The organism is Ruegeria sp. BHSC029 (genome assembly GCF_059613085.1).
Map to the genome: position 1 here is coordinate 391,242 of NZ_JBXWRU010000003.1, position 26,292 is coordinate 417,533.

At 62.3% G+C, this 26,292-nt stretch carries 23 protein-coding genes; 15 read left to right on the top strand and 8 right to left on the bottom strand.

What is annotated here, in order from left to right; genetic code table 11:
- Positions 1–53 precede the first annotated feature (53 nt).
- Complete coding sequence (locus AC2FML_RS08995; protein WP_496782849.1) at positions 54–791, top strand: YbaY family lipoprotein; 738 nt, start codon at positions 54–56, stop codon at positions 789–791.
- A gap of 13 nt (positions 792–804) precedes the next feature.
- Here the strand turns inward: AC2FML_RS08995 and AC2FML_RS09000 are convergent, their stop codons facing one another.
- From AC2FML_RS09000 to AC2FML_RS09015, 4 genes are all read right to left on the bottom strand, one after another.
- Positions 805–2,466: an FAD-binding dehydrogenase gene (locus AC2FML_RS09000; protein ID WP_170365631.1), complete on the bottom strand. Its 1,662-nt coding sequence runs from the start codon at positions 2,464–2,466 to the stop codon at positions 805–807.
- An 11-nt stretch (positions 2,467–2,477) separates the two neighbouring features.
- On the bottom strand, positions 2,478–3,335 hold the full coding sequence (locus AC2FML_RS09005) for a bile acid:sodium symporter family protein (RefSeq protein WP_170404604.1): 858 nt from the start codon (positions 3,333–3,335) through the stop codon (positions 2,478–2,480).
- A 72-nt stretch (positions 3,336–3,407) separates the two neighbouring features.
- Positions 3,408–4,142 carry a glutamine amidotransferase gene (locus tag AC2FML_RS09010; RefSeq protein WP_496782851.1) on the bottom strand — a complete coding sequence of 245 codons (735 nt, stop codon included), beginning with the start codon at positions 4,140–4,142 and terminating at the stop codon, positions 3,408–3,410.
- A gap of 40 nt (positions 4,143–4,182) precedes the next feature.
- Positions 4,183–5,955, bottom strand: coding sequence for an SLC13 family permease (locus AC2FML_RS09015; RefSeq protein ID WP_170365637.1), 1,773 nt, complete (start codon positions 5,953–5,955; stop codon positions 4,183–4,185).
- 110 nt (positions 5,956–6,065) lie between these two features.
- On the opposite strand from AC2FML_RS09015, the gene AC2FML_RS09020 reads away from it, so the two are divergent.
- Positions 6,066–6,806, top strand: coding sequence for a YebC/PmpR family DNA-binding transcriptional regulator (locus AC2FML_RS09020; protein ID WP_170340180.1), 741 nt, complete (start codon positions 6,066–6,068; stop codon positions 6,804–6,806).
- 177 nt (positions 6,807–6,983) lie between these two features.
- On the top strand, positions 6,984–8,249 hold the full coding sequence (locus AC2FML_RS09025) for an MFS transporter (protein ID WP_496782853.1): 1,266 nt from the start codon (positions 6,984–6,986) through the stop codon (positions 8,247–8,249).
- A 21-nt stretch (positions 8,250–8,270) separates the two neighbouring features.
- Here the strand turns inward: AC2FML_RS09025 and AC2FML_RS09030 are convergent, their stop codons facing one another.
- Positions 8,271–9,155 carry a LysR family transcriptional regulator ArgP gene (locus AC2FML_RS09030; RefSeq protein WP_496782855.1) on the bottom strand — a complete coding sequence of 295 codons (885 nt, stop codon included), beginning with the start codon at positions 9,153–9,155 and terminating at the stop codon, positions 8,271–8,273.
- 84 nt (positions 9,156–9,239) lie between these two features.
- On the opposite strand from AC2FML_RS09030, the gene AC2FML_RS09035 reads away from it, so the two are divergent.
- The 6 genes from AC2FML_RS09035 to AC2FML_RS09060 all read left to right on the top strand — a co-directional run bounded on the left by AC2FML_RS09035 (position 9,240) and on the right by AC2FML_RS09060 (position 15,070).
- Complete coding sequence (locus tag AC2FML_RS09035) at positions 9,240–9,839, top strand: LysE/ArgO family amino acid transporter (protein ID WP_093964771.1); 600 nt, start codon at positions 9,240–9,242, stop codon at positions 9,837–9,839.
- Between the two features lie 40 nt (positions 9,840–9,879).
- Positions 9,880–10,788 carry a DMT family transporter gene (locus AC2FML_RS09040; RefSeq protein ID WP_170357230.1) on the top strand — a complete coding sequence of 303 codons (909 nt, stop codon included), beginning with the start codon at positions 9,880–9,882 and terminating at the stop codon, positions 10,786–10,788.
- Positions 10,789–10,880: 92 nt separating this feature from the next.
- On the top strand, positions 10,881–11,453 hold the full coding sequence (gene betI / locus AC2FML_RS09045) for a choline-binding transcriptional repressor BetI (protein WP_170340187.1): 573 nt from the start codon (positions 10,881–10,883) through the stop codon (positions 11,451–11,453).
- Positions 11,450–12,958: a choline-sulfatase gene (gene betC, locus AC2FML_RS09050; RefSeq protein ID WP_496782857.1), complete on the top strand. Its 1,509-nt coding sequence runs from the start codon at positions 11,450–11,452 to the stop codon at positions 12,956–12,958. Before betI ends, betC begins: the two co-directional genes overlap by 4 nt.
- Positions 12,959–13,044: 86 nt before the next feature.
- Positions 13,045–14,703 carry a choline dehydrogenase gene (gene betA, locus AC2FML_RS09055; protein WP_496782859.1) on the top strand — a complete coding sequence of 553 codons (1,659 nt, stop codon included), beginning with the start codon at positions 13,045–13,047 and terminating at the stop codon, positions 14,701–14,703.
- A 127-nt stretch (positions 14,704–14,830) separates the two neighbouring features.
- The gene (locus AC2FML_RS09060; RefSeq protein WP_093964776.1) at positions 14,831–15,070 is read left to right on the top strand and encodes an HP1242/YdcH family protein; all 240 of its coding nucleotides are present in this window, start codon (positions 14,831–14,833) and stop codon (positions 15,068–15,070) included.
- Positions 15,071–15,116: 46 nt separating this feature from the next.
- Here the strand turns inward: AC2FML_RS09060 and AC2FML_RS09065 are convergent, their stop codons facing one another.
- Positions 15,117–16,517, bottom strand: coding sequence for a helix-turn-helix domain-containing protein (locus AC2FML_RS09065; RefSeq protein ID WP_170364638.1), 1,401 nt, complete (start codon positions 16,515–16,517; stop codon positions 15,117–15,119).
- 65 nt (positions 16,518–16,582) lie between these two features.
- A complete protein-coding gene (locus AC2FML_RS09070; RefSeq protein WP_170369477.1) occupies positions 16,583–17,788 on the bottom strand; it encodes a multidrug effflux MFS transporter in 1,206 nt (401 codons plus the stop codon).
- A gap of 172 nt (positions 17,789–17,960) precedes the next feature.
- Here AC2FML_RS09070 and AC2FML_RS09075 point away from each other — a divergent pair, with 172 nt between their 5' ends.
- The 5 genes from AC2FML_RS09075 to AC2FML_RS09095 all read left to right on the top strand — a co-directional run bounded on the left by AC2FML_RS09075 (position 17,961) and on the right by AC2FML_RS09095 (position 23,382).
- Positions 17,961–19,493: an acyl-CoA carboxylase subunit beta gene (locus tag AC2FML_RS09075; RefSeq protein ID WP_170340194.1), complete on the top strand. Its 1,533-nt coding sequence runs from the start codon at positions 17,961–17,963 to the stop codon at positions 19,491–19,493.
- Positions 19,494–19,563: 70 nt separating this feature from the next.
- The gene (locus AC2FML_RS09080; protein ID WP_170440720.1) at positions 19,564–20,049 is read left to right on the top strand and encodes a DUF6497 family protein; all 486 of its coding nucleotides are present in this window, start codon (positions 19,564–19,566) and stop codon (positions 20,047–20,049) included.
- Between the two features lie 127 nt (positions 20,050–20,176).
- Complete coding sequence (locus tag AC2FML_RS09085) at positions 20,177–20,530, top strand: hypothetical protein (RefSeq protein WP_170340793.1); 354 nt, start codon at positions 20,177–20,179, stop codon at positions 20,528–20,530.
- Positions 20,531–21,015: 485 nt separating this feature from the next.
- Positions 21,016–21,219 carry a hypothetical protein gene (locus AC2FML_RS09090; RefSeq protein ID WP_093964781.1) on the top strand — a complete coding sequence of 68 codons (204 nt, stop codon included), beginning with the start codon at positions 21,016–21,018 and terminating at the stop codon, positions 21,217–21,219.
- A gap of 117 nt (positions 21,220–21,336) precedes the next feature.
- Entirely contained in the window at positions 21,337–23,382 is a 2,046-nt protein-coding gene (locus AC2FML_RS09095) for an acetyl-CoA carboxylase biotin carboxylase subunit (RefSeq protein WP_170390970.1), read from the top strand.
- A 115-nt stretch (positions 23,383–23,497) separates the two neighbouring features.
- On the opposite strand, the gene AC2FML_RS09100 is transcribed toward AC2FML_RS09095, so the two are convergent.
- Positions 23,498–23,944: a DUF4174 domain-containing protein gene (locus tag AC2FML_RS09100; RefSeq protein WP_170390971.1), complete on the bottom strand. Its 447-nt coding sequence runs from the start codon at positions 23,942–23,944 to the stop codon at positions 23,498–23,500.
- A gap of 144 nt (positions 23,945–24,088) precedes the next feature.
- On the opposite strand from AC2FML_RS09100, the gene scpA reads away from it, so the two are divergent.
- Positions 24,089–26,254, top strand: coding sequence for a methylmalonyl-CoA mutase (scpA, locus tag AC2FML_RS09105; RefSeq protein WP_496782984.1), 2,166 nt, complete (start codon positions 24,089–24,091; stop codon positions 26,252–26,254).
- Positions 26,255–26,292 lie beyond the last annotated feature (38 nt).

Here is a 26,292-nt window from a genome sequence, read left to right on the forward strand (position 1 = left end):
GCGCTGATGTCCCGATCTTTTGTGCTGGAAACTGGTGACAAAGGGATCGGACAATGCAAACCGCAAAAAGCCTGCTGGCAGGAACCGCGTTGTGGGCAGCCGTGTGGGGCGCCGCCCAGGCGGGGACCGTCGAGGGAACAGCCACATATCGCGAACGTATCGCGGTTCCGCCCGGGGCAACCCTGTTCGTCGAACTGCAGGACGTTTCACTGGCTGACGCGCCAGCCGTCACGCTGGCTGCGCAGCGCTATGCTTTGACGGGCGTGCCTGCCCAGTTCGCGCTGACCTATGACGACGCGTTGATTCAGGATCGGCACCGCTATGTGGTGCGAGCCTCGGTGCATCAGGACGGCAAACTGCTGTTCACCACCGATACCGCTTACCCGGTTCTGACCAACGACGCCGGAAACTCGGTCGATCTGGTCATGGTCAAGGTTCAAGAACGGGGTGCGGCGACGCTTGAGAACACGCAATGGACCGCAACCGAGGTGAACGGCGTTGCGCTGGACACCGAGAAACGCCCGCAGATTACCTTTGCCGAGGGCGGAGCCTTTGGGGGAACAGGCGGTTGCAACCGGTTCAGCGGACAGGCCGAGATATCGGGCAAGTCGATGTCCTTCCCCGACAACATGGCCGCCACCCTGATGGCCTGCCCGCCGCCGCTGGACGAGGTTGAGCGGGAATTCCTTGCCGCCCTGCCAAAGGTCGCAAGCTTTGTTCAGCGCGGGGACACTCTGGTTCTGCTCGATGCGGCAGGTGAACCGGTTCTGCAGTTCCGCCGCGACCAATAATGCCCAAGGGCCGTCAGGCGACGGCCCTCGACCGCCCGGCATTGCGGCCCGAGAAGATGCATCCGCCCAGGAACGTGCCCTCGAGCGCGTTGTAGCCGTGATAGCCCCCGCCGCCGAACCCCGCGACTTCGCCGGCCGCGAACAGGCCGGGCACCACCTGGCCATCGGCGCCGATCATCTGACTGTCCAGATTGGTCTGCAAGCCGCCCAGCGTCTTGCGGGTCAGCACATGCAGCTTGACCGCGATCAGCGGGCCGTTTTTCGGATCGAGGAACTTGTGCGGTTTGGCGGTGCGGATCAGCTTGTCACCGCGATAGTTCCGCGCCGCCAGGATCGCCATCATCTGCGCATCTTTCGAAAACGGATTGTCCACCTGTGAATCGCGGGCTTCGATCTGGGCGCGCAGATGCGCCTCGTCGATCAGGCCGCCGCCCAGATGGTTCATCCCGTTCACCAGTTCTGTCAGCGTGTTGGCGACAACGAAATCCTTGCCCTTTTCCTTGAACGCTTCGACCGGCCCGGTTGCCTTCGACCCCGACAGGACCCGCTGACGGATCACTTCCTTCCAGCTGCCCGACGTGAAATCGGGGTTCTGTTCAGACCCGGACAGGGCGAATTCCTTCTTGATGACTTTCTGGGTCAGGACGAACCAACTGTATTCATAGCCGGTTTTCAGGATCTCGCGCAGGGTGCCCAGCGTGTCGAACCCGGGCAGGCAGGGGGGCTGCAGCCGGTTGCCGCGCGCATCGAACCACATGGAGCTGGGGCCGGGCAGGATGCGGATACCATGCGCGGGCCAGATCGGGTCCCAGTTACGCACGCCTTCGGTGTAGTGCCACATGCGGTCGCCGTTGATCACGTGGCCGCCGGCCTTTTCACTGATCGCGATCATCCGACCATCCACGTGGAAGGGCACGCCCGCCACCATGTCCTTGGGCGGTTCGCCCAGGCGGTCGCGGGGCCAACTCTGGCGCACCATCTCGAAATTGCCACCGATCCCGCCCGAAGTGACGATGACCGAAGGGGCATAGACCTCGAACTCGCCCACTTCGTCGCGGTTGGTCTTGCCGCCGCGCTGAGCCGCGTCATCGGCCAGAACCTCACCCGAGACGCCCTTGGCCTCGCCGTTCTGCATGATGATGTGGCTGACCTGATGGCGGAACTTCAACTGGATCAGGCCGGCGCTGACATGCTCGCGGACCCGGCGGATGAAATGCTCCAGCACACCCGGGCCGGTGCCCCAGGTGATATGGAACCGCGGGACCGAGTTGCCGTGACCGTCGGCATAGGACCCGCCGCGTTCCGCCCAGCCGACCACGGGAAACCAGCGCAGGCCCATCTGGTGCAGCCAGGGGCGCATCTCGCCGGCGGCGAATTCGACATAGGCCTCGGCCCATTTGCGGGGCCAGGCGTCCTCGTCCCGGTCGAACTGGGCGCTGCCCATCCAGTCGCGCAGGGCCAGGTCGCGGCTGTCGCGGATACCCATACGGCGCTGCTCGGGCGTGTCGACCATGAACAGGCCGCCAAGGCTCCAGAATGCCTGACCGCCCAGGAAATGCTCGGGTTCCTGGTCCAGCACGATCACCTTCTTGCCGCGGTCACCCAGTTCGGCTGCCGCGGCCAGCCCGGCCAGCCCGCCGCCCACGACGATCGCATCAGCAGTGTTTTCGGTCATGCTCTGTCCTTTCAGCGGTTGCGGTACCAGGCGATGAAGGGGATCGCGACGGCGTACATGGTGATCCCGTAGACGGCCGAGGGCAGGGCCAGCGGGCTGAAGCCGCTTTCGGTTCCGGTGATCAGGGCCGCCAGCGTGATGCCCAGGGTCGAGTTCTGGATGCCGGTTTCGATCGAGATGGTCTTGGCCTCATTCCACGACAGTTTCGCCGCCCGCGCCAGCCCCAATCCGATCAGCAGCAGCGCGAGGTTCAGCGAGATCAGCCCGGCGCCCATGATGCCCAGATTGTCGACGAACAGCTGCCAGTTTCCAGCCAGCGCGGCGATCACGATCAACACGAACAGGATGGTGGCCAGTTTCGAAAGGGGGCCGTCGATCCGGTTGGCAAAACCGGTTGCAAAATGGCGCAGGCCAACGCCGATGGCGACGGGCAGTGTAGTGATCAGGAACATCGCCAGCGCCAGACCGCTGATCGACACTTCGGGTGCGTCCTCGCCCATGAAGTGGTCGATCGACCAGGCCGCCAGAACCGGCACCGTGACGATCGACAGCAGGCTGATCACCGCCGTCAGGCTGACCGACAGCGCCACATCGGCCTTCGCCAGTTTCGACAGGATGTTGCTGGTGACGCCGCCCGGGCAAAAGCTGAGCAGCATGAACCCGACCGCAATTGCCGGCGGCAGGGCAAACATTTTGACCGTGGCAAAGGCCGCGACCGGCAGCAGAACGACCTGGCAGACCGCGCCGATCGCAAACGGATAACGCCGACTGATCACGCGCCGGAAATCCGCCGCCTCAAGCCCGATGCCCAAAGACAGCATGATGATGGCCAGCGAAACCGGCAGGCCCACGTTTATCAGAAGATCCAAAACAACCCCTCCCAAAGTCGTTTCGGTCCAACCTAAGCGCGCGGTCCCCGGTCAGGCAACCGCGCCGTTGGGTCACCCGTAGCGCTGGGCGAAACGGCGCAGGATTTCGCCGGGCTGCGTGACCTCGGCCGCGTGGCAGCGTTCGATCAGCGGCTGGGCGTCCTCGGGATGGAAATAGCCGTGGTCCTTGTAGATGTGGATGCGCTGCTCAAAGTCCTTGGCGTCGGCTTCGGGGTGGAACTGCGTGGCATAGACATTCTGGCCCCAGCGGATCATCTGGAACGGGCAGGGGTCTGACGCGACCAGATGCACGCAGCCCGCGGGCAGGGCCTGCACTGCCTCTTTGTGACCGACGAAGGCATCGAAGTCGGGCTCGAGCCCGGCGGTCAGCGGGTCGCGGGCGCCATCCTCGGTCAGGTGGCAGCGCGACGGGCCGACCGGCTCGCCATAGCGGTCCTTGCTGACCGGCGCGCCCAGATGCGCGGCCAGAATGCCCAGGCCATAGCAGCAGCCCATGAAAGGATGATCGTGCGCCGTGATCTGCGGCATCAGCCCCATGATCGCGCCCTCGATTCGGGCATCCATCTGAGATTTGCTGGCCGGGTCGTCGCTGACGCAGCCCGGCCCGCCGCCCACGATCACGCCAGCATAGTCGGTCACGTCAAGACCTTCGGGCAGGGCCTCGCAATCCAGACGGATGCGGTGGGTACGCTCGGGTGTCAGCCAGGACCGGTTCAGGATCGAGGCATATTCGGCGTCCGAGGCATCGGTCTCGGGGCGCAGCTGCAGGATCAGAAAGCGTTTCATGCGCTGCCCTTAGCGCGCGGTCCGGCAGTCACGCAAGCCCTCACAGCGGCCAGAACACGAGGATCGCCGGGACCGAAACCGCCACGATCAGAATTTCCAGCGGCAGGCCCATACGCCAATAGTCGCCAAAACGATAGCCGCCGGGCCCCAGCACCAGCGTATTGTTTTTGTGCCCGATCGGGGTGAGGAACGCCGCCGAGGCGGCCACCGCCACCGTCATCAGGAACGGATCGGGTGAAACCTCGAGCGTGCGCGCCATCTGGATGCCCACCGGCGCGGCCACGATGGCGGTTGCTGTGTTGTTCAGCACGTCCGACAGCGTCATGGTCACGACCATCAGAACCGTCAGGATGGCCCATGCCGGCAGGCCGTCGGTCAGTTGGACCAGCGCGTTCGCGATCAGTTCCGTCCCGCCCGAGCTTTCCAGCGCGCTGCCCAGCGGGATCATCGAGCCCAGCAGGACCACGACCGGCCATTCGATCTGATTGTAGATCTCGGTGATCGGGATGATCTTGGTCAGCACATAAGCGATCACCACCAGCCCCAGCGCGATCGGCAGATAGATCAGCCCGATGCTGGCGGCCAGAACGGCAGCGGCGAACAGGCCGATGGCCAGCCACGCTTTGTCATTCGCGGTCACGTTCAGGCCGCGTTGGGCCAGAGGCAGGCAGCCGAGCCACTCGGTCACGTCCGCGCCCCGGTCGCGCGGGCACAGCAACAGCAGGATGTCGCCCGGCTGTACCTCGGTCTTGCGGACCTGTTGGGTGATGCGCCGGCCCTGACGGGAAATGCCCATCAGGATCGTGTTCTGCCGCCAGGCCAGCCCCAGCCCCTGTGCCGTTCGGCCATTGATGCGGGCGCTTTCGGGTACGACGACTTCGATCACCTCCAACCCGTCGCCGGCCGCGGTCAGCAGCTCTTGCCGGCGGGCATCCGAGAAATCCAGGTTCAGCGCGGCACGGAACTCGTCCAGCGCCTCGGGGCTGGCTTCCAGCACCAGCGCGTCGCCTTCCTGAAGGATCGCGTTTGCTGCGCGGCCATAGCGGCGCTTGCCGTCCCGGATCAGGCCGATGATGGCGACGTCGGATTTCTCGGCGACCTCGTCCAGCTCGGCGACGCGCTTGCCGATATGGGGAGACTCAGCCGGGATTGTCAGTTCAGCGATATATTCCGCCAGCGTTTCCGAACTCTCGGTCTGTTCGCCGCGGTTGGGGATCAGTCGCCAGCCGATCAGGGCGACGAAGGCCAGACCTGCGATGGCCGCCAGCCCGCCAACCGGGGCGAAATCGAACATGTGGAACGGCTCGCCCAGGGTTTCCTGTCGGATCGACGCGATGATGATGTTGGGCGGTGTGCCGATCAACGTGGCCATGCCGCCCAGAATGGTGGCAAAGCTCAGCGGCATCAGCGTCAGCCCAACTGAACGCCCCGCCTTGCGCGCGGTCTGAATGTCGACAGGCATCAGCAGCGCAAGCGCCGCCACGTTGTTCATGAAGGCGGACAGAACCGCTCCGATCCCGCCCATCAGCGCGATATGCGCACCCAGACCCCGCGAGGCATCGACCAGCGTGCGGGTGATCAGGAACACCGCACCCGACCGCACCAACCCGGCCGAGACCACAAGCACCAGCGCCACGATGATCGTGGCCGGATGGCCGAACCCTGCAAAGGCTTTGTCAACCGGAACAACGCCCAGGATCACGCCGACCATCAAGGCGGCAAACGCCACAAGGTCATAGCGGAACCGCCCCCAAAGCAGCAGACCGAATACCGTAATAAAGAGTGCAAAGAGAATGATCTGATCTGTCGTCATTGGGCCACCATAAACGCGCTGACTGCACGAGCAAGCGGGTGTCTTGATCCTTTGCCCCGCAAAAGTCTATATGTGCGCCGAATACGCAATCACGATTACGAGGACGCAACATGGCAGGCCACTCAAAATGGGCCAACATCCAGCACCGCAAGGGGCGCCAGGACGCCGCGCGGTCCAAGCTGTTTTCCAAGCTGTCGAAAGAGATCACCGTGGCCGCCAAGATGGGCGACCCCGATCCCGACAAGAACCCGCGCTTGCGTCTGGCGGTGAAAGAGGCCAAGTCGAACTCGGTGCCGAAGGACGTGATCGAACGCGCGATCAAGAAATCCCAGGCGGGCGACGGTGAGGATTACGAAGAAATCCGGTACGAAGGCTACGGTCCCAACGGTGTGGCCGTGATCGTCGAGGCGATGACCGACAACCGCAACCGCACTGCGTCGAACGTGCGTTCGACCTTTTCCAAGAATGGCGGAAACCTGGGCGAGACCGGCTCGGTCGGGTTCATGTTCGACCGGAAGGGCGAAGTGATTTATCCCGCATCGGCGGGCGATGCCGACACGATCTTCGAGGCGGCCATCGAGGCTGGGGCCGAGGATGTGGAAAGCTCGGAAGACGGTCATATCATCTGGTGTGCGGATACCGACCTGAACGAAGTGTCCAGTGCGCTCGAGGCGGCTCTGGGTGAATCTGAATCCACCAAGCTGGTGTGGAAACCCACGACCACCACCGAACTGGGCCTTGAGGACATGCAGCGCCTGATGAAGCTGGTCGAGGCGCTAGAAGACGATGACGACGTTCAGCGCGTGACCACCAATTTCGAGGCCACCGACGAGGTGATGGCGCAACTCTAAGCGTCGCACTCGGTTGTTTTTGGAGCCCGGCCGAACACGGCCGGGTTTCTTTTTTTGCCTGCGTCGCAGTTGGTCCTTGGCGCATATGGGTCCTGCGCATACCCTTAGGGTTGAACCGCGCACAAAGGAGCTGGCAGAGACCTTGCGACAGACAGGTCGGGGCCGGCACGACAGGACATGACAGGCAAATCCACGGAATTGGAGCGGCGAAATGTGCCGGTTCTGGCAAGCCAAAGCGTGCTGTCCCAGGTCGCGTGGACGATGGGCAGCCCTTCGATCGTCTTGCCGTTTCTGGCGGTCTCATTGGAGATGCCCATGTTTCTTGCCGGGGCGCTGGTTTCCGTGCGTCAGGCAGGCAACATGATTTCGGACATGTTCTTTGCGGTCCCTGTGTCCGCGAAGCAGCAGAAGAAACGTTCCATTGCCCTGACCGAGGTCGCGATTGGTGCGTGCCTTCTGGCAGCCATCGTGGTTGCGGCGATCGGGGGCTCGCCCATGGTGGCTGCGGCTTTCGTCCTAGCCTTCTTTGCAATCGGCATGATCGAAGAGGTCCAGGCGCTGATGTTCACTGACCTTTGGGGGGATCACCTGCGCTCGAAATCCCGGATCTGGATGAGCTATCTTCAACTGGGGGCAGGGGGGCTTGGGGCCATCGGGCTGACACTGACGCTGCATCATCTGACTTCGGACAACCCGCCATTCTCGCGTCACTCGACCGTGATCGCGGTGTCTGCCGGGTTCTTTGTGCTGTCCGGATTGTCCATTCTTGCCCTTGCGGAACTGTCGCGGTCGCAACCCCAGGCGCAAAACGGTCGTCGAGCGGCGGGGCAGTTCCTGTCGGACGCTCGGGCCATGTTCGAATTCGCCTGGTTCCGACGGTATCTGACCATGCGGCTGCCGCTGGTCGGGGTTTCTCTGTCGGTGCCGTTCTTTGCATTGATCGCAGCCGAGGCGCATCATGGATCGGCCAAGGGACTGACGGCGTTGATCATTTCGTCGGCGACCGGCTATCTGGTCGCCGCGCCCCTGTGGCAGCTCGTGAACATGAAGTCACACCGGGCGGTCATGGTGGCCGGGTCGTTGATGGTGGGGGTGACGGGCGTCGTTCTGGTTGCGGTTCACTGTTTGCACCTTGACCACGACGTTCACTTGCACGCGATCGCCCTGTTCGTGGCGACCGTCGCGACAACCGGCATCAGCAGTGCGCGCAAGCTGTATTTCATCGACACCGCGCCCAAGGAACAGCGGGTCAAGGCGTCGGCCGCGATCAAGAGCATTTGCAGACTCGTGGCGATTGTCGGGTCGGCCGGGTTGGCGGCGGTTGCGCATATGAACGAGGTCGCACTGGCGGTCGCTTTCCTCACCCTGTGCAGCTTCTGGTCGGCAATCGCATGCTATCGTCTGGTCACGCCGCAGCGGAAGGATGCGGAACGCGCCACCTGAGCCATCGATCACAGCGTGGTGTTACGGGTTTGCCAGCACTTGCGCCGCAACTTTCCGGACCGCTCGCGTCAACGGTGAAAGCGCCGGTGCAAGGATACGCCCGACCTGCCAGGTCAGAGGCACATCCAACGGGGTGTTGGGCACAAGCTCGCGCAGACGGCCATCCGCGATCGCGCTTTGGACCAGATGCGCGGGGTTCATCCCCCAACCCAAACCTGCGGCAGCAGCGGCTACGAACCCGTGAGACGAGGGCAGAAAGTGGGTCGGCGGAGACAGCCGGCTACCCGTTTGCGCATGTATCCAGGCCTTTTGCAGGGCATCCTTCCTGTTGAAGGTCAGGCAGGGTGCCTGCGACAGGCTCTGAGCATTCACTCCGCCAGAGAACCAACGAGCCATGAACTCGGGGCTTGCCGTCGGCAGGTATCTGAGCGTGCCGAGGGCAATGGAATCGCATCCCGGGACGGTTTGCCCGCCCACCGAGATGGCGGCGCTGACATCCCCGCGCCGCAGCCATTCAGCCGAGTGATCCTGATCGTCGATCACAAGGTCAAACAGCATATCACCAACGGCTGCCATCGCGTCTATGAACCAGGTGGACAGAACATCCGCCGGAACCGCGATCCTGACCCGGGTGGGGCCTGTGCCCTGTTCCAGCGAAAGCTCGCGATTGAGTTGCGCTTCAAGCAGGCCGATGTCTTCGGCATGGCGGGCAAGCCGCAAGCCAGCCGGGGTTCCGGTGCAAGGTGTGCCGCGGTGAATCAACGATACGCCGACCCGATCCTCCAGCGCCTTGATCCGTTGCGAAATCGCAGATGGCGTTACCGCCAGTTCAGCGGCGGCGGCGTCAAAGCTGCCATGCCGTAGAATAGCGGCCAACGCGGCCAGGTGATGTGGGTCCAAGTGCATTAGAAAAACTAATTATGGCTCATTTTCTTTAATTTGATACATGCGTATCTGTCGCGTAGTCAACGGACCTGAACAGGAGGGTCCATGTCTACATCCGTCATCGCCGGCTTTGCGCTTGGCTTCAGTTTGATCCTGGCAATCGGCGCTCAGAATGCGTTTGTTCTCAGGCAGGGGCTCCGGCGCGAGCATGTTTTTGTGTTGTGCCTGACATGCGCCGTGTCGGACGCCATTCTGATCGCCGCAGGTGTCGCGGGTTTCGGCAGCCTGGCAACTGCGGCGCCGTGGTTCGAGCCGATGATGCGATACGGCGGCGCGCTGTTCCTGACGTGGTACGGACTGCGCAGTCTGGCGTCAGCCTGGCGCGGCGGCGCCGCGCTTGAGGTCGGAGAGGCGAAGCGTACAAGTCTGCGCGCGGCCTTGCTGACCGTTCTGGCCTTCACCTGGCTCAATCCGCACGTCTATCTGGACACGGTGGTGCTGATCGGTTCGATTTCGGCGCAGTATGAAGACCGGATGGGTTTCGCCATCGGCGCCATGTCCGCCAGTTTCGTTTTCTTCTTCTCTCTGGGATATGGGTCCAGGGTGCTGTCTCCCATTTTCGCCCGGCCCAGGGCATGGCAGGTGCTGGATGTGCTGATCGGTATCGTCATGTTGGCGATCGCCTGGAAGCTGGTCGCAATGTAGAGGCTTGTTCGTCGCCGGGTTTCCGTGTTCAACCGGACCCATGACAACGATCGCCACCCAATCCCGCCCGCTTGCCGGAATGTTCTGGATGTTCAGCGCTGGGCTGTCTTTTGTGGCGATGACAGCCTTGGTCAAATCTCTGGGTACCTCGATGGATCCGATTGAGGCTGCGTTCCTGCGTTATGCTTTGGGGCTGGTCTTTCTGCTGCCAGCCATGCGGGCGATCCTGACCACGCATCTGACCCGCCGGCATATCGCCTTGTTTGGACTGCGTGGGGCCATACATGCGGTCGGGGTCATGTTGTGGTTCTTTGCGATGACCCGTATCCCGCTGGCGGAAGTGACTGCGATGAACTACCTGACGCCGGTCTATGTGACCTTGGGCGCCGCGCTTTTTCTGGGCGAGACGATGGCCTTTCGCCGTATCGCGGCCGTGCTTGTCGCCATCGTGGGCGCTGTGATCATTCTACGGCCCGGGTTCCGCGAGATTTCCGCCGGGCATCTGGCGATGCTGGGCACCTCGCTGATGTTGGGGGGGTCGTACCTGCTGGCCAAAGCGATGGTGCAGGACGTGCGGCCTTCGGTCGTTGTGGCGCATCTGTCGATCTGGACGACGTTGTTTCTTATCCCTTTTGCGATCGCCGTCTGGACTCCGCCCAGCCTGCGCGACATCGGCGTGCTGTTCATGATCGCCAGTTTTGCAACGGCGGGGCACTATTTCATGACCTTGGCTTTGCAGGCTGCACCCGTCGCGGTGACCCAGCCGGTCACCTTCCTGCAGCTGATCTGGGCCACGCTTCTGGGTGCGCTTGTGTTTCAAGAGGGCATCGATATCTGGGTCGTCGCTGGGGGGACGCTGATCCTCGCAGCGGTCAGTTTCATAACCTGGCGCGAGGCCGTTCTGAACCGCAGTGGCTTGACCCCTCCAAGCCTTGCCCCCAAGCTGTAACCGCCCCGGACCCCAAGGGCAACGTTATTGATTGACGAGTCAATAAAAAGCCCTTAGCGTTTGTTCTGTTGAGACTAGGTTTGGGGGCGGTTATGCCAAAACTCGGAATGGAGCCGATCCGGCGCGATGCGATCGTCAGGGCGACGATTGCCGAGTTGGGGTCCAAGAAGTCCCTGGATGTAACCGTCAGTCAGATCGCCAAACGCGCCGGCATGTCCAGCGCCCTCGCGCACCATTACTTCGGGGGGAAAGACCAGATCTTTCTGGCGGCGATGCGGCGCATCCTTGGCGATTTCGGCGCCGAAGCCCGGGCTGAGTTGAAAGCCGCGGCGCCGGACCAGCGCGCCCAGGCCATCATCCGCGCCTGTTTCGCGCCGTCCTGCTTTACACCCGACGTGATCGCCGCGTGGATGACCTTTTACGTTCTGGCCCAGACCAACGATGACGCGCTGCGCCTGTGGCAGATCTATCAGGCTCGGATCCGGTCGAACCTGATCCACTCCTTGCGCCCGCTGATGAAGGACCCGGTCGAAGCGGCCGAGAACATGATCGCCCTGATCGACGGCCTGTATATCCGCGCCGCTTTGTCCGCGCCTGAGGAACCGCAACTGGCGGTTTCCCACGCCATGCGCGTCCTGACGACCTTGCTCGAGGCCGAAAAATGACACGACCCAACATTCTGATCCTGATGGTGGATCAGCTCAACGGAACCCTCTTTCCCGACGGTCCCGCCGAGTGGCTGCACGCGCCCAACCTCAAGAAACTGGCGGCGCGGTCAACGCGGTTTGCCAACGCTTACACGGCCTCACCGCTGTGTGCGCCGGGGCGGGCCAGCTTCATGTCGGGCCAGTTACCCTCGCGCACGGGGGTCTATGACAACGCGGCCGAGTTCCGCAGCGACATCCCGACCTATGCCCACCACCTGCGCCGCGCGGGCTATTACACCTGCCTGTCGGGCAAGATGCATTTCGTCGGCCCGGACCAGCTGCACGGGTTCGAAGACCGCCTGACCACCGACATCTACCCGGCCGATTTCGGCTGGACCCCGGATTACCGCAAACCGGGCGAGCGCATCGACTGGTGGTACCACAACATGGGCTCGGTTACCGGGGCAGGCGTGGCCGAGATCACCAACCAGATGGAGTATGACGACGAGGTCGCCTATCACGCCAAGGCCAAGCTGTATGATCTGGCCCGTGGCAAGGATGACCGCCCGTGGTGCGTGACCGTCAGCTTCACCCACCCGCACGACCCCTATGTGGCGCGGCGCAAATTCTGGGACCTGTACGAGGAATGCGAGCACCTACTGCCCGAGGTCGGCGATCTGGGCTATGAAAACCAAGATCCACATTCCCAGCGCATCTTTGACGCCAATGACTGGCGCAGTTTCGACTTCACCGAAGAAGACATCCGCCGCTCGCGCCGGGCCTATTTCGCCAACATCACCTATCTGGACGACAAGATCGGCGAGATCCTCGAAGTGCTGGAGACCACCCGGCAAGAGGCGATCATCCTCTTCGTCTCGGACCACGGCGATATGCTGGGCGAGCGGGGCCTTTGGTTCAAGATGAACTTCTACGAAGGCTCGGCCCGGGTGCCGCTGATGATCTCGGCACCAAACCTGCCGACGGGCCGCATCGACACACCAGTTTCGACCATCGACGTGACCCCGACGCTGGGCGCGCTGGCGGGTGTGGACATGGCGGAGATCGCTCCGTGGACGGATGGCGAAAGCCTGGTGCCGCTGGCCAACGGCACCGAGCGCGCGGCGCCGGTTCTGATGGAATACGCGGCCGAGGCGTCTTATGCCCCGCTGGTGTCGATGCGCTATGGCAAGTGGAAATACAACCGCTGCGCGCTGGACCCCGATCAGCTGTTCGACCTCGAGGCCGACCCGCACGAGTTGGTGAACCTGGCCGGCAAGCCCGAACACGCCGGTACGCTGCAAACCCTGCGCGCCAAGTCCGAGGCGCGCTGGGATCTTGACCGGTTCGACGCCGAGGTACGCGCCAGCCAGGCGCGGCGCTGGGTCGTGTACGAGGCGCTGCGGCAGGGCGGCTATTACCCGTGGGATTATCAGCCGCTGCAGCAAGCGTCCGAGCGCTACATGCGCAACCACATGAACCTGGACAACCTTGAGGAAAGCCAGCGCTTCCCGCGCGGCGAATGACCTCTTTCGAATTTTGAAGATACGCCCACCGGTGGCAACGCACGGGACATCCGGCGCCACCGGTTGGGGCCAATGGAGACAAGACCATGGAAGCAGATTTCGTCATCGTCGGCGCCGGATCCGCCGGATGTGCGATGGCCTATCGTCTCAGCGAGGCAGGGGCCTCGGTTTTGGTGATCGAGCACGGCGGCACCGATGCCGGGCCGTTCATCCAGATGCCGGCGGCGCTGAGTTATCCGATGAACATGCCGATCTATGACTGGGGTTATCAGTCCGAGCCCGAACCCCACCTGAACAACCGGCAGCTGGCCTGCCCGCGTGGCAAGGTGATCGGGGGGTCGTCCTCGATCAATGGGATGGTCTATGTGCGCGGCCATGCGCGCGACTTTGACACCTGGGCCGATATGGGCGCGGATGGCTGGTCCTTTGCGGATGTTCTGCCCTATTTCAAACGGATGGAAAGCTGGCACGACGGCGGCCATGGCGGTGACCCGAAATGGCGCGGCACCGACGGCCCGCTGCATGTGTCGCGGGGGCCGCGCAAGAACCCTCTGTTCAAGGCCTTCGTCGAGGCCGGGCGGCAGGCCGGCTACGAGCTGACCGACGACTACAACGGCGAGAAACAGGAGGGCTTCGGCCCGATGGAGCAGACCGTCTGGAAAGGGCGGCGCTGGTCGGCGGCCAATGCATATCTGAAGCCCGCGCTGAAACGCCCGAACTGCGACATCGTCCGGGGCCTCGCCACGCGCGTGGTGATCGAGGATGGCCGCGCAACCGGGGTCGAGCTGATCCGTGGTGGCCGCACGCAGATCGTGCGCGCCCGGCGCGAGGTGGTGCTGGCGGCCTCGTCGATCAACTCGCCCAAGCTTCTGATGTTGTCGGGGATCGGACCGGCCGCGCATTTGGCCGAGCATGGCGTCGACGTGGTCGCCGACCGGCCCGGCGTGGGCGCGAACCTGCAGGATCACCTGGAACTGTATATCCAGCAGGCCTCGCTGCAGCCGATCACGCTGTACAAATACTGGAACCTTTTCGGCAAGGGCCTGATCGGGGCGCAGTGGCTGTTCACCAAGACCGGTCTTGGCGCGTCGAACCAATTTGAAAGCGCGGCGTTCATCCGGTCGAAGCCAGGGGTCGAGTACCCGGATATCCAGTACCACTTCCTGCCCATCGCCGTGCGTTATGACGGCAAGGCCGCAGCCGAGGGGCATGGCTTCCAGGCGCATGTCGGGCCGATGCGTTCACCCTCGCGCGGGGCGGTGACGCTGCGCTCGGCCAAGCCCGAGGACGCGCCGGTGATCCACTTCAACTACATGAGCACCGAGCAGGACTGGGAGGATTTCCGCACCTGCATCCGCCTGACCCGCGAGATTTTCGGCCAGGACGCGTTCAAACCCTATGCGGGCAAAGAGATCCAGCCCGGTGCGGACGTGCAGACCGACGAAGAACTGAACGCTTTCATCGCCGAACATGCCGAGAGCGCCTATCACCCCTGCGGCACCTGCCGCATGGGGCGGGCGGACGACCCAAACGCGGTCGTCGACCCGCAGGGCCGTGTCATCGGGGTGGATGGGTTGCGTGTGGCGGACAGCTCGGTGTTCCCGCAGATCACCAACGGCAACCTGAACGCGCCGTCGATTATGGTGGGCGAAAAGATGTCGGATCATTTGCTGGGCAAAGACCCGCTGCCCCGGTCCAATGACCGGCCGTGGATCCACCCCAAATGGGCCGAGGCGCAGCGTTGAATGCATTGTCGGTAAGGGGGATGCGACCGCGAGGGAAACATTCCCCTTCCAATTGATCCGAGTCAAAGTCAGCTTTGGTATTAGGGTCTAGCTGTAGTGCGAAACCAAACTCAAGGAGCGAGCAGGAATGTCCCATACCCCGCATGAACTGGCCGAGGAATTCCCGGACAAGGTTGAACTGATGAGCCAGCTCAAGCAGACCGATGCCCATTTCGCCCGGCTTGCGGACGAATATCACGAACTCAACCGTATGGTGCATCGGGCGGAAACCAATGTTGAGCCGATGGAAGACCTGGCCGAGGGCGAACTGCGCAAAAAGCGGGCCGCGCTCAAGGACCAGATCTGGTCGATCCTGAGCAAAGCGTGAGCCAAAAAAGGGCGGGAACTGATCCTGCCCTTTTCCGTTGTTCGGCTCAGGTAACTTCGTAGGGCAGCGTGCCGCGCGTATGGGCGTCGATCTTCAGTCGGCGCTCCAGCGGTGGGACGGACCGTTGGTGGCAGGTCTGGCGTTCGCAGATGCGGCAGGAAATCCCAATCGGTTCGTAGGCGCTGGTGTTGTTGATATCTAGATTGTCGGCATAGACCAGTGCTTCGGCGTGCCGGACCTCACACCCGAGGGCGATGGCATAACGGCGCACTGGCGCGCCGAAGGACCCGCCCGATTTCGACACGTCCCGCGCGATCGAGATATACCGAACCCCGTCGGGTGTTTCCGCCAATTGCAGTAGGAAATGACCGGGCGTTTCGAAAGCCCGGTGCACGTTCCAAAGCGGGCAGGCCCCGCCGAACCGCGCAAATTGCAGCCGGGTGGCCGAATGGCGTTTGGTGATCGTGCCCGCCTGATCGACCCGCACAAAGAAGAACGGGATGCCCTTGGCGCCCGGTCGCTGCAGCGTGGACAAGCGGTGGGCAACCTGCTCGATCGAAGCGCCGAACCGGTTGCTCAGCAGTTCAAGATCGTGCCGGTCCTCCTGGGCCGCTGACAGAAAGGCGGTGTAGGGCATCAGCGACGCGCCGGCGAAATAGTTTGCGAGGCCGATCTTGGCGATCGAGCGGGCTTCCTCGCTTTGAAACTTGGCAAAGTCCAGCGTGGCTTCGAGCAATTTGTCCTGGCTGATCAGTGCGACCTGCAGCAGCAGTTGAAAGACCTGGGTCTGCGGCGCAGCGCGCGAGGACAGGCGCAGAGTTTTTGTAGCGTTGTCATAGCTGCGCAGGGCGGGAATGTCTTCGAACATCACCTGAACCCCGCGTTCCTTCAGGCTGTCCAGTGCTGCCTGCCGAATGCCTCCCGGTCCTTCGGCGCGGGCGGCGAACCGTTCAGCGGCCCGATCGACCGCGTCGATGTAGTTGTCGCAGTAGTGAAAGAAATCGCGCACCTCTTCCCACGGGCTGGCCTGAATGCGCGCGTCCTCGCGTCCGAGGGCCTCGTCCAGCGAGGCGAGCCTCTCGTGGGTCTGCCGGTAAGCTTTGTGCAGCTCGATGAAGGACCGCGCCAATGCGGGGGCATTGGACGCCGTTAGCCGCAGGTCCGCCAGAGGGGGGATGGCATCCGCGAAGACAGGATCGGCCAACGCCTCGCGCATGTCCGAGACCAGACGCTCGCTGTCGCCGGTGCTCAGCTCGGTTACATCCATGCCGAATTCCTGCGCCAGCGCCAGAACAACCGTGGTCGAGATCGGCCGGTTGTTGTTCTCCATCTGGTTCAGATAGGGCAGGGACACGCCCAGCTTGGCGGCAAATTCCTTTTGCGTCAGCGTCAGACGCGTCCGCATTTCGCGCAGCTTTGCACCGGCGTAGAGTTTCTGAGTTGCCATCGGGTTTTCTTTGCAGTTATTCCGCCTGCGCAGGCTAACTTTGCAAAGTCCCGGGTGCAAGATGGCTAGATGCCGAGTTGACGTTCCCGCCAGATCACGCTGCTGATCGCGACGATGGCCAGAACCGATGTGGCCAACATCAACCACAACAGCGGCATGGCGCCGGTTTCATTGGTCAGCATCGCTCCGGCCAGGGCGCTGAGAGCTGCACCGCCGCCCAGCATGATCGCGCCGCTTAGCCCGGATGCGGTCGCAGCCAGATGTGGTCGCACGGACAGCGATCCGGCGGTTGCATTCGGGATCGACATGCCGTTGCCCAGGCCGACGAATGTCATGAACCCGAAAAAGCTGAGCGCCGAGCCCCAGCCCGCCAGAAACAGAACCGCCGACAACGCGACGCCGATTGCGTTCAGCCAGCAGCCCCAGCGCACCATCCGGTTCACGCCATAGCGTACCGAGTACCGGCCGCTGATGAAGTTCCCGAAGAAGTAACCGACGGCAGGGGCGCCGAAATAGATTCCGACTTCGGCGGCGGTCAGGCCAAAGATCTCGGTGCCGATGAAAGGCGCGCCGCCCAGATAGGCGAAGAACGCGCCAGACGACAACGCGGATGACAGCGAATACCCCCAGAACCGCGGAGAGGTCAGCAGTTCGGGATACTCCCGAAACTGTTGGATCAGGGTTTTGCCGCTCTTGGCCGAGGTTTCTCCGAAGTCATGATAGGTCAGCGCCAGCGCGAAGGCGGCCAGTCCGAAAGGCAGCCAGAAATTGGCCTTCCAGCCAAAGCTTTCCTCCAGAATACCCCCGATGGCGGGTCCGATCATCGGCACGACGGCCATGCCCATAGTGACGTAACCGATCATGGATGCGGCTTGATCCTGATCATACATGTCGCGCACCGCTGCACGGCTGAGGACGATCCCCACGACGATAACTGCCTGCCCCATGCGGAAGGCAAGAAATGTCTCGACGTTTGGGGCGTAGATGCACCCCAGCGTTGCCAGCAGAAACAGCACCAGCCCCCACAGCAGCACCGGCCGCCGCCCGGCCTTGTCGGCGATCGGACCGATCAGGATCTGCAGAACGGCGTTGATCAGCAGATACAACGCAATCGACAGCTGCATGACCTTGTAGTCGGCCTCAAAATACACCGCCATGAAAGGCAGGCTGGGAAGGAACAGGTTCATGCTGAGCGCCGACAATCCCGACAGCAGGACAAGCGTTAGCAGCTTTGGCGGAGAGCGGTGCGTAGACGTGGAACTGAACTGCATGGTTCACTCATAGTTCCGGTATTCGGGAAAGGCCATGCCGATGCACAAACATTAACTGATTTGCAATTCCCAGAAATGTAATTGCCAAAAATTTGCAAATTTGCCGAAAAGGCCTTTGGGTGATGCGGAGCAATCTATATTGTCGCCACAAATTTGACAGGGGAAAATCGTGATGAAGGACATCCTTGCCGAGCTTGAGAACCGCCGTGAGGACGCGCGCCTGGGTGGCGGGCAAAAACGGATCGATGCGCAGCATGCGCGGGGCAAGCTGACGGCGCGCGAGCGGATCGAGCTGCTGGTCGATGAGGGCAGCTTTGAAGAGTTCGACATGTTCGTGACCCATCGCTGCACCGATTTCGGCATGGAAAAACAAAAACCTGCCGGGGATGGCGTTGTGACCGGCTGGGGTACGATCAATGGCCGCATGGTCTATGTGTTCAGCCAGGACTTTACGGTGTTTGGCGGGTCTCTGTCGGAAACGCATGCGCAGAAGATCTGCAAGATCATGGATATGGCCATGCAGAACGGCGCGCCTGTAATCGGCATCAACGACTCGGGAGGGGCGCGAATCCAGGAAGGTGTCGCCTCGCTGGCGGGCTATGCCGAGGTGTTCCAGCGCAACATCATGGCCTCGGGTGTGGTGCCGCAGATCTCGGTGATCATGGGTCCCTGTGCCGGTGGCGCGGTCTACAGCCCGGCGATGACCGACTTCATCTTCATGGTCAAAGACACCTCGTACATGTTCGTGACTGGCCCCGACGTGGTGAAGACCGTCACCAACGAGGTCGTCACCGCCGAGGAACTGGGCGGGGCGTCGACCCATACCAAGAAGTCCAGTGTGGCTGATGGCGCTTTCGAAAACGATGTCGAAGCGCTGGCCGAAGTGCGGCGGCTGGTCGACTTCCTGCCGCTCAACAACCGGGAAAAGCCGCCTGTGCGCCCGTTTTTTGACGAGCCGGGGCGGATCGAGACTTCTCTGGACACGCTGGTCCCGGAAAACCCCAACACCCCCTACGACATGAAGGAACTGATCACCAAGGTAGCTGATGAGGGTGATTTCTATGAAATCCAGGAGGATTTCGCGAAAAACATCATCACTGGCTTCATTCGGCTTGAGGGGCAGACCGTCGGCGTGGTGGCAAACCAGCCGATGGTTCTGGCGGGGTGTCTGGATATTGACAGCAGCCGCAAGGCCGCACGGTTTGTACGGTTCTGCGACTGTTTTGAGATTCCGATCCTGACCCTGGTGGACGTTCCCGGCTTTTTGCCCGGCACCAGCCAGGAATATGGCGGTGTCATCAAACATGGCGCGAAACTGTTGTTTGCCTATGGCGAAGCGACTGTGCCCAAGGTGACCGTGATCACCCGCAAGGCTTACGGCGGCGCCTATGACGTCATGGCGTCAAAACACCTGCGCGGTGATTTCAACTATGCCTGGCCCACCGCCGAAATCGCGGTGATGGGCGCGAAGGGTGCAACCGAAATCATCCACCGCGCCGATCTGGGAGACCCGGACAAGATCGCGAAGCACACTCAGGACTATGAGGATCGGTTCGCCAACCCGTTTGTCGCGGCCGAACGCGGCTTCATCGACGAGGTGATCATGCCGCACTCGACGCGCCGCCGTGTGTCGCGGGCCTTTGCCAGCCTGCGCAACAAGCAGCTGAAGAACCCTTGGAAGAAACACGACAACATTCCGCTGTAATCCGCCGGGGCGCTTTGCCCCGGTTCGATCCACGAATGTTCCTGATTGACCGCTGACACAAAACCGTTTCATGATCCCAGCCACCAGATACGGAACAGCGCAGGAGATGATCCTGGCGCCTGCGACCCCGGAAGGAGGAGCCTGCCCGTGGCGGGTCCGGGGTCGCGCTCTTGTTCTGGCATTCATGTGTTTTGGATCGCCCGGTTTCGCGCAGGACGGGAACCTGTTGCCGGTTCCATCCGGCCAGCCGGTGACACTTGAGGACGTTCTGGTCGATACCAACCCGGGCGAACTCTGGCTGCGGTTTCGATTTGTCGCGCCCAAGATTGGCGATGAGGTGGGCGGTATCGGCTATGACGTGGCCGCGACCGACATGGAGCATCTGTGTCAGACACTGGCCATTCCTTATGTCGCGCACCATCAACTCAGCCCGGCGCGGGTCGTGATCTCGCTGTCCGACCGCCCGGTGGAATTCGGCAACTCGTCTCCGGATGCGACGCAGTATTTTGAAGCCTACCGGTTGGAGCAATCCGCATGTATCTGGGAGGGACTCTGAACATGATTTCCCGATCTCATGTCGTCGGAGCATTCCGAGAAACTGATGCGGCTTTGGAGATACGCATGACACATTCATCCCTGCGCGGGTGCCCGTCGCGGACCGGTTTTTTGAACGAGGTGCCGGCATGTTGAAGCACCGTGGATTCCCCGGACGGCTGCCGGGAACCGATTTCCAGTTCACGATCCGCCGGGCAAACCCCAAGGGCGTGACGCCATTGACCCGCCGTGAACGCTATCGGGACCGAAAAGCCGCGGACAAGCGTGCCGATACGGCATTCCTCGAAGCTTTGTGGGAGCATTTCGGGGATCAGCCGTTTGAACGCGGAAATCTGGACGCTGGTCGCCTCAGCTGGCTGTTTGGGCGCGAGGTCGTGCCTGCCGAGGATCCGTTCGATCCGGCCAGCTATGATGCGTTGCTGAAGATCGACTTTGAGACCGCGCGGCAATCCTTCCCCGATATCTTCGGTGGGGAGGCGTAGTTCAGCATGAGCCTTCAGCCAAATATTATGGGTTCATCTGCTTGGCGCACGATCCGGCGGCGACCGGGTATGCGGTCCAGTCGGCGCCCAGTGATGGCTGAAGTCTGTGCCGGAACCCGTTGCAAACCGGGCTCTTTCGGCACGAACCTGCGCGCCGTTTCCGGGAATGGGCAATTTCCAGCCGGAATTTCCGGCGTTGCAATTGATCCGTTGGCGGCCGCATTTTTGCTGTGCAAGGTGAACGGGCCGTGCGGCTCGACTTTGCCTGCGCCGCACATGCACCTACTATTCCGTACCCCTTCCTTCCGCGGGCAGGACCGTGTTTCCAACACAGACCTGCCCGCGCTTTTCTTTGGCCGTACTGCGGACCCAAGGCGGCAAAAACCTGCGCAAAGCCCTGTTTCACCCCGTTTGATATTGAATAACAAAGCCCGTTTCAGGCATTTGCTGTTCAATTCGACAAGAAACCAAAAGGGGCAGTATACATGCGAATCTCACGAGTTTTCCTTGCGCTCGCAACCTGTGGCGGGTTGGCAGCCTGCGGTGATTCAACCGGGGAACAGGCGCTGCTTGGCGGCGGAGTCGGGGCTGTCGGGGCTGCGGTTCTCAGCGCGGACCCGATCCTTGGGGCTGCGGTCGGTGCAGCCGGCAACGTGCTGTATTGCAAGACGCAAAACAACTGTAACTGATACCGGTTTTCCGGGGCGCGCGCCGTCCCGGTCATCATTTGACGGAACGCCGTTGCGGGGCATCAGCCCGGCAACGGCGTTTTCGTTTGTCCAGAACACAAAGACAGAGGACGTTCCATGTTCAACAAGATCCTGATCGCCAACCGAGGCGAGATTGCCTGCCGGGTCATCAAGACCGCTCGGAAAATGGGAATCGGCACTGTCGCCATCTACTCGGATGCCGACAAGCACGCGTTGCATGTGGAAATGGCGGACGAGGCGGTTCACATCGGCCCCCCGCCGGCGAACCAGTCCTACATCGTGATCGACAAGGTGATGGACGCCATCCGCCAGACCGGCGCGCAGGCGGTGCATCCGGGCTATGGCTTCCTGTCCGAAAACGCGAAATTCGCCGAAGCGCTCGAGGCCGAAGGCGTCGTGTTCGTGGGCCCCCCGAAAGGGGCGATCGAGGCCATGGGTGACAAGATCACCTCGAAGAAGATCGCGCAGGAGGCCGATGTCAGCACCGTTCCCGGATACATGGGCCTGATCGAGGATGCGGACGAGGCGGTGAAGATCAGCCAGCAGATCGGCTATCCGGTGATGATCAAGGCCAGCGCCGGCGGCGGCGGCAAGGGCATGCGCATCGCCTGGAACGACGAGGAGGCACGCGAAGGTTTCCAGAGCTCCAAGAACGAGGCGGCGAATTCCTTCGGCGATGACCGGATCTTCATCGAGAAATTCGTGACGCAACCGCGCCACATCGAGATTCAGGTTCTGTGCGACACGCATGGCAACGGCATCTATCTGGGCGAGCGTGAATGCTCGATCCAGCGCCGCAACCAGAAAGTGGTCGAAGAGGCCCCGTCGCCCTTCCTGGATGAGGCGACCCGCCGCGCGATGGGCGAGCAGGCCGTGGCGCTGGCCAAGGCCGTTGGGTACGCCAGCGCGGGCACGGTGGAATTCATCGTGGATGGCGACAAGAATTTCTACTTCCTGGAAATGAACACCCGCCTGCAGGTGGAACACCCGGTGACCGAGCTGATTACCGGTGTCGATCTGGTCGAACAGATGATCCGCGTCGCCGCGGGCGAACCGCTGTCGATCACCCAGGATGACGTCAAGCTCACCGGCTGGGCCATCGAGAACCGGCTGTATGCCGAGGATCCTTATCGCAACTTCCTGCCCTCGATCGGGCGGCTGACCCGCTATCGTCCGCCGCAGGAGGTGGCCGCGGGGCCGCTGCTAGAAAACGGCAAATGGCAGGGCGATGCGCCCAGTGGCGAGACAGCCGTGCGCAACGATACCGGCGTCTATGAGGGCGGCGAGATCAGCATGTACTATGACCCGATGATCGCCAAGCTGTGCACCTGGGCGCCGACCCGCGAGCAGGCGATCGAGGCGATGCGCGTGGCGCTGGACAGTTTCGAGGTCGAAGGCATCGGCCACAACCTGCCGTTCCTGTCGGCGGTGATGGATCACCCCAAATTCGTCAGTGGTGACATGACCACCGCATTCATCGCCGAGGAATACCCCGATGGGTTCAACGGTGTAGAACTGCCCGAAGGCGACCTGCGCCGCATTGCGGCCTCGTGCGCGGCGATGCACCGGGTGGCCGAGATCCGCCGCACCCGCGTTTCGGGCCGGATGGACAACCACGAACGCAAAGTCGGCAAGCGCTGGGTGGTCACGCTGCAGGGGCAGGAATATGCCGTGCAGGTGAATGCAGACCGCGACGGCGCCACGGTCAAGTTCGAGGGCGGTGCCGCCCTACGCGTCAGCTCGGACTGGACACCCGGCGACCAACTTGCGGTTCTGGACGTGGACGGCAGCCCGCTCGTGCTGAAGGTGGGCAAGATCTCGGGCGGGTTCCGCATCCGCAACCGGGGGGCGGACCTGAAGGTGCATGTGCGCCGGCCGCGCGCTGCCGAACTGGCCAAGCTGATGCCCGAGAAACTGCCGCCAGACACCTCGAAGATGCTGCTGTGCCCGATGCCGGGCCTGATCGTGAAGATCGATGTCGAGGTCGGCCAAGAGGTGCAGGAAGGTCAGGCGCTGTGCACGGTCGAGGCGATGAAGATGGAGAACATCCTGCGCGCCGAGCGCCGGGGCGTGGTGTCCAAGATCAACGCCGGTCCGGGCGACAGCCTCGCCGTCGATGACGTGATCATGGAGTTCGAATAACGCCCATGTGCGCTTGCCCGGAAAATGTGGGTTTTGCCCGTGTTGCCGAGATCTGCACCGTCGGTGCGGATGAGGCGGGCGTGGCAGACCCCTTGCGCCGGGCGGGTCTGGGTCGTCAGCGCCCCTCGCGCCGCTCGCGGACTTCGCGTTCGCGCAGGGGGGTCTTGTCGATGGACCGGCTGATCTCGCGCACGCTCCACGGCGTGGGCTTGCGCAGCTTCACCACACCGTCCTTGTCGACGAAGACCATCGCGAACCCGCGCGGGCGCAGTTGCCTCCGGATCGGGGATCGCGCCGAAGGGTCGGTGTCGGTCAGCACGATGACATCCCGGTCACGCATCATGTCTTCGCCCTCCAGCAACATGTCGATCTGCTGCTGGAACCGGGGATCGGCTGGCGTATCGGCGAACACCACTATGGGGCGGTGTGTCCACAAAAACTCGTTCAGATCGCTGTCTCCGGCTGGCCGGATATACGCGGTTTCATCCGGGGCCGCACCGTCGGCGGCGACGGCAGTCACAGGCAAAAAAGCTGACAAAACAAGGGCAAGCGTGCGGGTCATGTGGTCTCCTGTTCCTTTGAATATAGACCCAGTTGCCGCGAATGCGACCGGCGAAATGCGTGCGACGATCAAAAATTTGAATGATCGGACCTGCCGTGGGCCGGGTCAGCCCTTCCATATTCATACCCAGCCCCTCGGCGCGCCATTCGGGCCCGCGACGGGAACAGACAAGAGGATTACGCTATGACCGATACGAAGGATTGGCGCGCCCTGGCCGAAAAAGAGTTGCGTGGGCGCCCTGTCGAAGACCTCAGCAAGACGACGCTGGAGGGGATCGAGGTCAAGCCGCTTTATACGCAGGACGACATCGAGAACCTGCCGCATATCGGGTCGCTGCCCGGCTTCGGGCCGTTCACACGCGGTGTGAAGGCAACCATGTATGCGGGCCGCCCGTGGACCATCCGCCAATATGCAGGTTTTTCCACGGCCGAAGAATCGAATGCCTTTTACCGCCGCAACCTCGCGGCCGGTCAGCAGGGCGTTTCGGTAGCTTTCGATTTGGCCACGCACCGCGGCTATGACAGCGACCACCCGCGCGTGGTGGGTGATGTGGGCAAGGCCGGTGTTGCCATCGACAGCGTCGAGGACATGAAGATCCTGTTCGATGGCATTCCGCTGGATCAGGTCTCGGTTTCGATGACGATGAACGGCGCGGTGATCCCGATCCTGGCCAATTTCATCGTCACCGGCGAAGAGCAGGGCCATGACAAGTCGGTTCTGGCGGGCACCATTCAGAATGACATTCTGAAAGAGTTCATGGTCCGCAACACCTATATCTACCCGCCCGAGCCCTCGATGCGGATCATCTCGGACATCATCGAGTACACCTCGAACGAGATGCCCAAGTTCAACTCGATCTCGATCTCGGGCTACCACATGCAGGAGGCCGGGGCGAACCTGGTGCAGGAGCTGGCCTATACCCTGGCCGATGGGCGCGAATATGTGCGCGCAGCCATCGACGCGGGAATGGACGTGGACAAGTTCGCTGGCCGTCTGTCGTTCTTCTTTGCCATCGGCATGAACTTTTTCATGGAGATCGCCAAGCTGCGCGCCGCGCGTACTCTGTGGCACCGGGTGATGACCGAATTCGGGGCCAAGTCGGACCGCTCGAAGATGCTGCGCACCCATTGCCAGACCTCGGGCGTTTCGCTGCAGGAGCAAGACCCTTACAACAACGTGATCCGCACCGCATATGAGGCGATGAGCGCGGTGTTGGGGGGCACGCAGTCGCTGCATACCAACGCGCTGGACGAAGCGATTGCTCTGCCTACCGATTTCTCGGCCCGCATTGCGCGGAATACACAGTTGGTGTTGCAGGAAGAAACCGGCGTTACCGATGTGGTCGATCCGTTGGCCGGCTCCTACTATGTGGAAAGCCTGACCAATGAGCTGGTCGAAAAAGCCTGGGCCCTGATGGAAGAGGTCGAGGAGATGGGCGGCATGACCAAGGCGGTTGCCAGCGGCATGCCCAAGCTGCGGATCGAGGAAAGCGCCGCGCGCCGTCAGGCCATGATCGACCGTGGCGAAGAAGTAATCGTCGGCGTCAACAAGTACCGCAAGGACAAGGAAGACCCGATCGAGATCCTCGAGGTCGACAACCAGGCCGTCCGCGAGGCGCAGATCGCCCGGCTGGAACGCATCCGCGCGACCCGGGACGAGGCCGCCTGTCAGGCTGCGTTGGACGAACTGACCCGGCGCGCGAAAGAGGGGGGCAACCTGCTGGAAGCCGCGGTCGAGGCCGCGCGTGCCCGCGCAACCGTAGGAGAGATCAGCATGGCAATGGAAAAGGAATTCGGCCGTCATCGGGCCGAAGTGAAAACGCTGGCTGGTGTCTATGGCGCGGCCTATGAAGGTGACGAGGGCTTTGCCGCCATCCAGAAATCGATCGAGGAATTCGCCGAGGAAGAAGGCCGCCGCCCGCGTCTTCTGGTGGTCAAGATGGGCCAGGACGGTCACGACCGCGGGGCCAAGGTGATCGCCACCGCCTTCGCCGATATCGGTTTCGACGTGGACGTCGGTCCGCTGTTCCAGACCCCGGCCGAGGCCGCGCAGGACGCGATCGACAATGACGTGCATGTGGTTGGCATTTCCAGCCAGGCGGCGGGCCACAAGACGCTGGCACCGCAACTGGTGGAAGAGCTGAAAAAGGCCGGCGCCGAAGATATCATTGTTATCTGCGGTGGCGTCATCCCTCAGCAGGATTATCAGTTCCTGTATGATCACGGGGTCAAGGCCATCTTCGGGCCGGGGACCAACATCCCTGAGGCGGCACAGGACATTCTGCGCCTGATACGCGAGGCGCGCGCCTGAACTGTGACTTTGGGGGGCTTTCTGCCCCCTTTTTCGCG

What these genes read in the sequence shown, in the direction of transcription:
- AC2FML_RS08995 (WP_496782849.1), top strand. Translation starts at nt 54, where the DNA reads ATGCAAACCGCAAAAAGCCTGCTGGCAGGAACCGCGTTGTGGGCAGCC.
- AC2FML_RS09000 (WP_170365631.1), bottom strand. Translation starts at nt 2,466, where the DNA reads ATGACCGAAAACACTGCTGATGCGATCGTCGTGGGCGGCGGGCTGGCC.
- AC2FML_RS09010 (WP_496782851.1), bottom strand. Translation starts at nt 4,142, where the DNA reads ATGAAACGCTTTCTGATCCTGCAGCTGCGCCCCGAGACCGATGCCTCG.
- AC2FML_RS09015 (WP_170365637.1), bottom strand. Translation starts at nt 5,955, where the DNA reads ATGACGACAGATCAGATCATTCTCTTTGCACTCTTTATTACGGTATTC.
- AC2FML_RS09020 (WP_170340180.1), top strand. Translation starts at nt 6,066, where the DNA reads ATGGCAGGCCACTCAAAATGGGCCAACATCCAGCACCGCAAGGGGCGC.
- AC2FML_RS09025 (WP_496782853.1), top strand. Translation starts at nt 6,984, where the DNA reads ATGACAGGCAAATCCACGGAATTGGAGCGGCGAAATGTGCCGGTTCTG.
- AC2FML_RS09030 (WP_496782855.1), bottom strand. Translation starts at nt 9,155, where the DNA reads ATGCACTTGGACCCACATCACCTGGCCGCGTTGGCCGCTATTCTACGG.
- AC2FML_RS09035 (WP_093964771.1), top strand. Translation starts at nt 9,240, where the DNA reads ATGTCTACATCCGTCATCGCCGGCTTTGCGCTTGGCTTCAGTTTGATC.
- AC2FML_RS09040 (WP_170357230.1), top strand. Translation starts at nt 9,880, where the DNA reads ATGACAACGATCGCCACCCAATCCCGCCCGCTTGCCGGAATGTTCTGG.
- betI (WP_170340187.1), top strand. Translation starts at nt 10,881, where the DNA reads ATGCCAAAACTCGGAATGGAGCCGATCCGGCGCGATGCGATCGTCAGG.
- betC (WP_496782857.1), top strand. Translation starts at nt 11,450, where the DNA reads ATGACACGACCCAACATTCTGATCCTGATGGTGGATCAGCTCAACGGA.
- betA (WP_496782859.1), top strand. Translation starts at nt 13,045, where the DNA reads ATGGAAGCAGATTTCGTCATCGTCGGCGCCGGATCCGCCGGATGTGCG.
- AC2FML_RS09060 (WP_093964776.1), top strand. Translation starts at nt 14,831, where the DNA reads ATGTCCCATACCCCGCATGAACTGGCCGAGGAATTCCCGGACAAGGTT.
- AC2FML_RS09065 (WP_170364638.1), bottom strand. Translation starts at nt 16,517, where the DNA reads ATGGCAACTCAGAAACTCTACGCCGGTGCAAAGCTGCGCGAAATGCGG.
- AC2FML_RS09070 (WP_170369477.1), bottom strand. Translation starts at nt 17,788, where the DNA reads ATGCAGTTCAGTTCCACGTCTACGCACCGCTCTCCGCCAAAGCTGCTA.
- AC2FML_RS09075 (WP_170340194.1), top strand. Translation starts at nt 17,961, where the DNA reads ATGAAGGACATCCTTGCCGAGCTTGAGAACCGCCGTGAGGACGCGCGC.
- AC2FML_RS09080 (WP_170440720.1), top strand. Translation starts at nt 19,564, where the DNA reads ATGATCCCAGCCACCAGATACGGAACAGCGCAGGAGATGATCCTGGCG.
- AC2FML_RS09085 (WP_170340793.1), top strand. Translation starts at nt 20,177, where the DNA reads ATGTTGAAGCACCGTGGATTCCCCGGACGGCTGCCGGGAACCGATTTC.
- AC2FML_RS09090 (WP_093964781.1), top strand. Translation starts at nt 21,016, where the DNA reads ATGCGAATCTCACGAGTTTTCCTTGCGCTCGCAACCTGTGGCGGGTTG.
- AC2FML_RS09095 (WP_170390970.1), top strand. Translation starts at nt 21,337, where the DNA reads ATGTTCAACAAGATCCTGATCGCCAACCGAGGCGAGATTGCCTGCCGG.
- AC2FML_RS09100 (WP_170390971.1), bottom strand. Translation starts at nt 23,944, where the DNA reads ATGACCCGCACGCTTGCCCTTGTTTTGTCAGCTTTTTTGCCTGTGACT.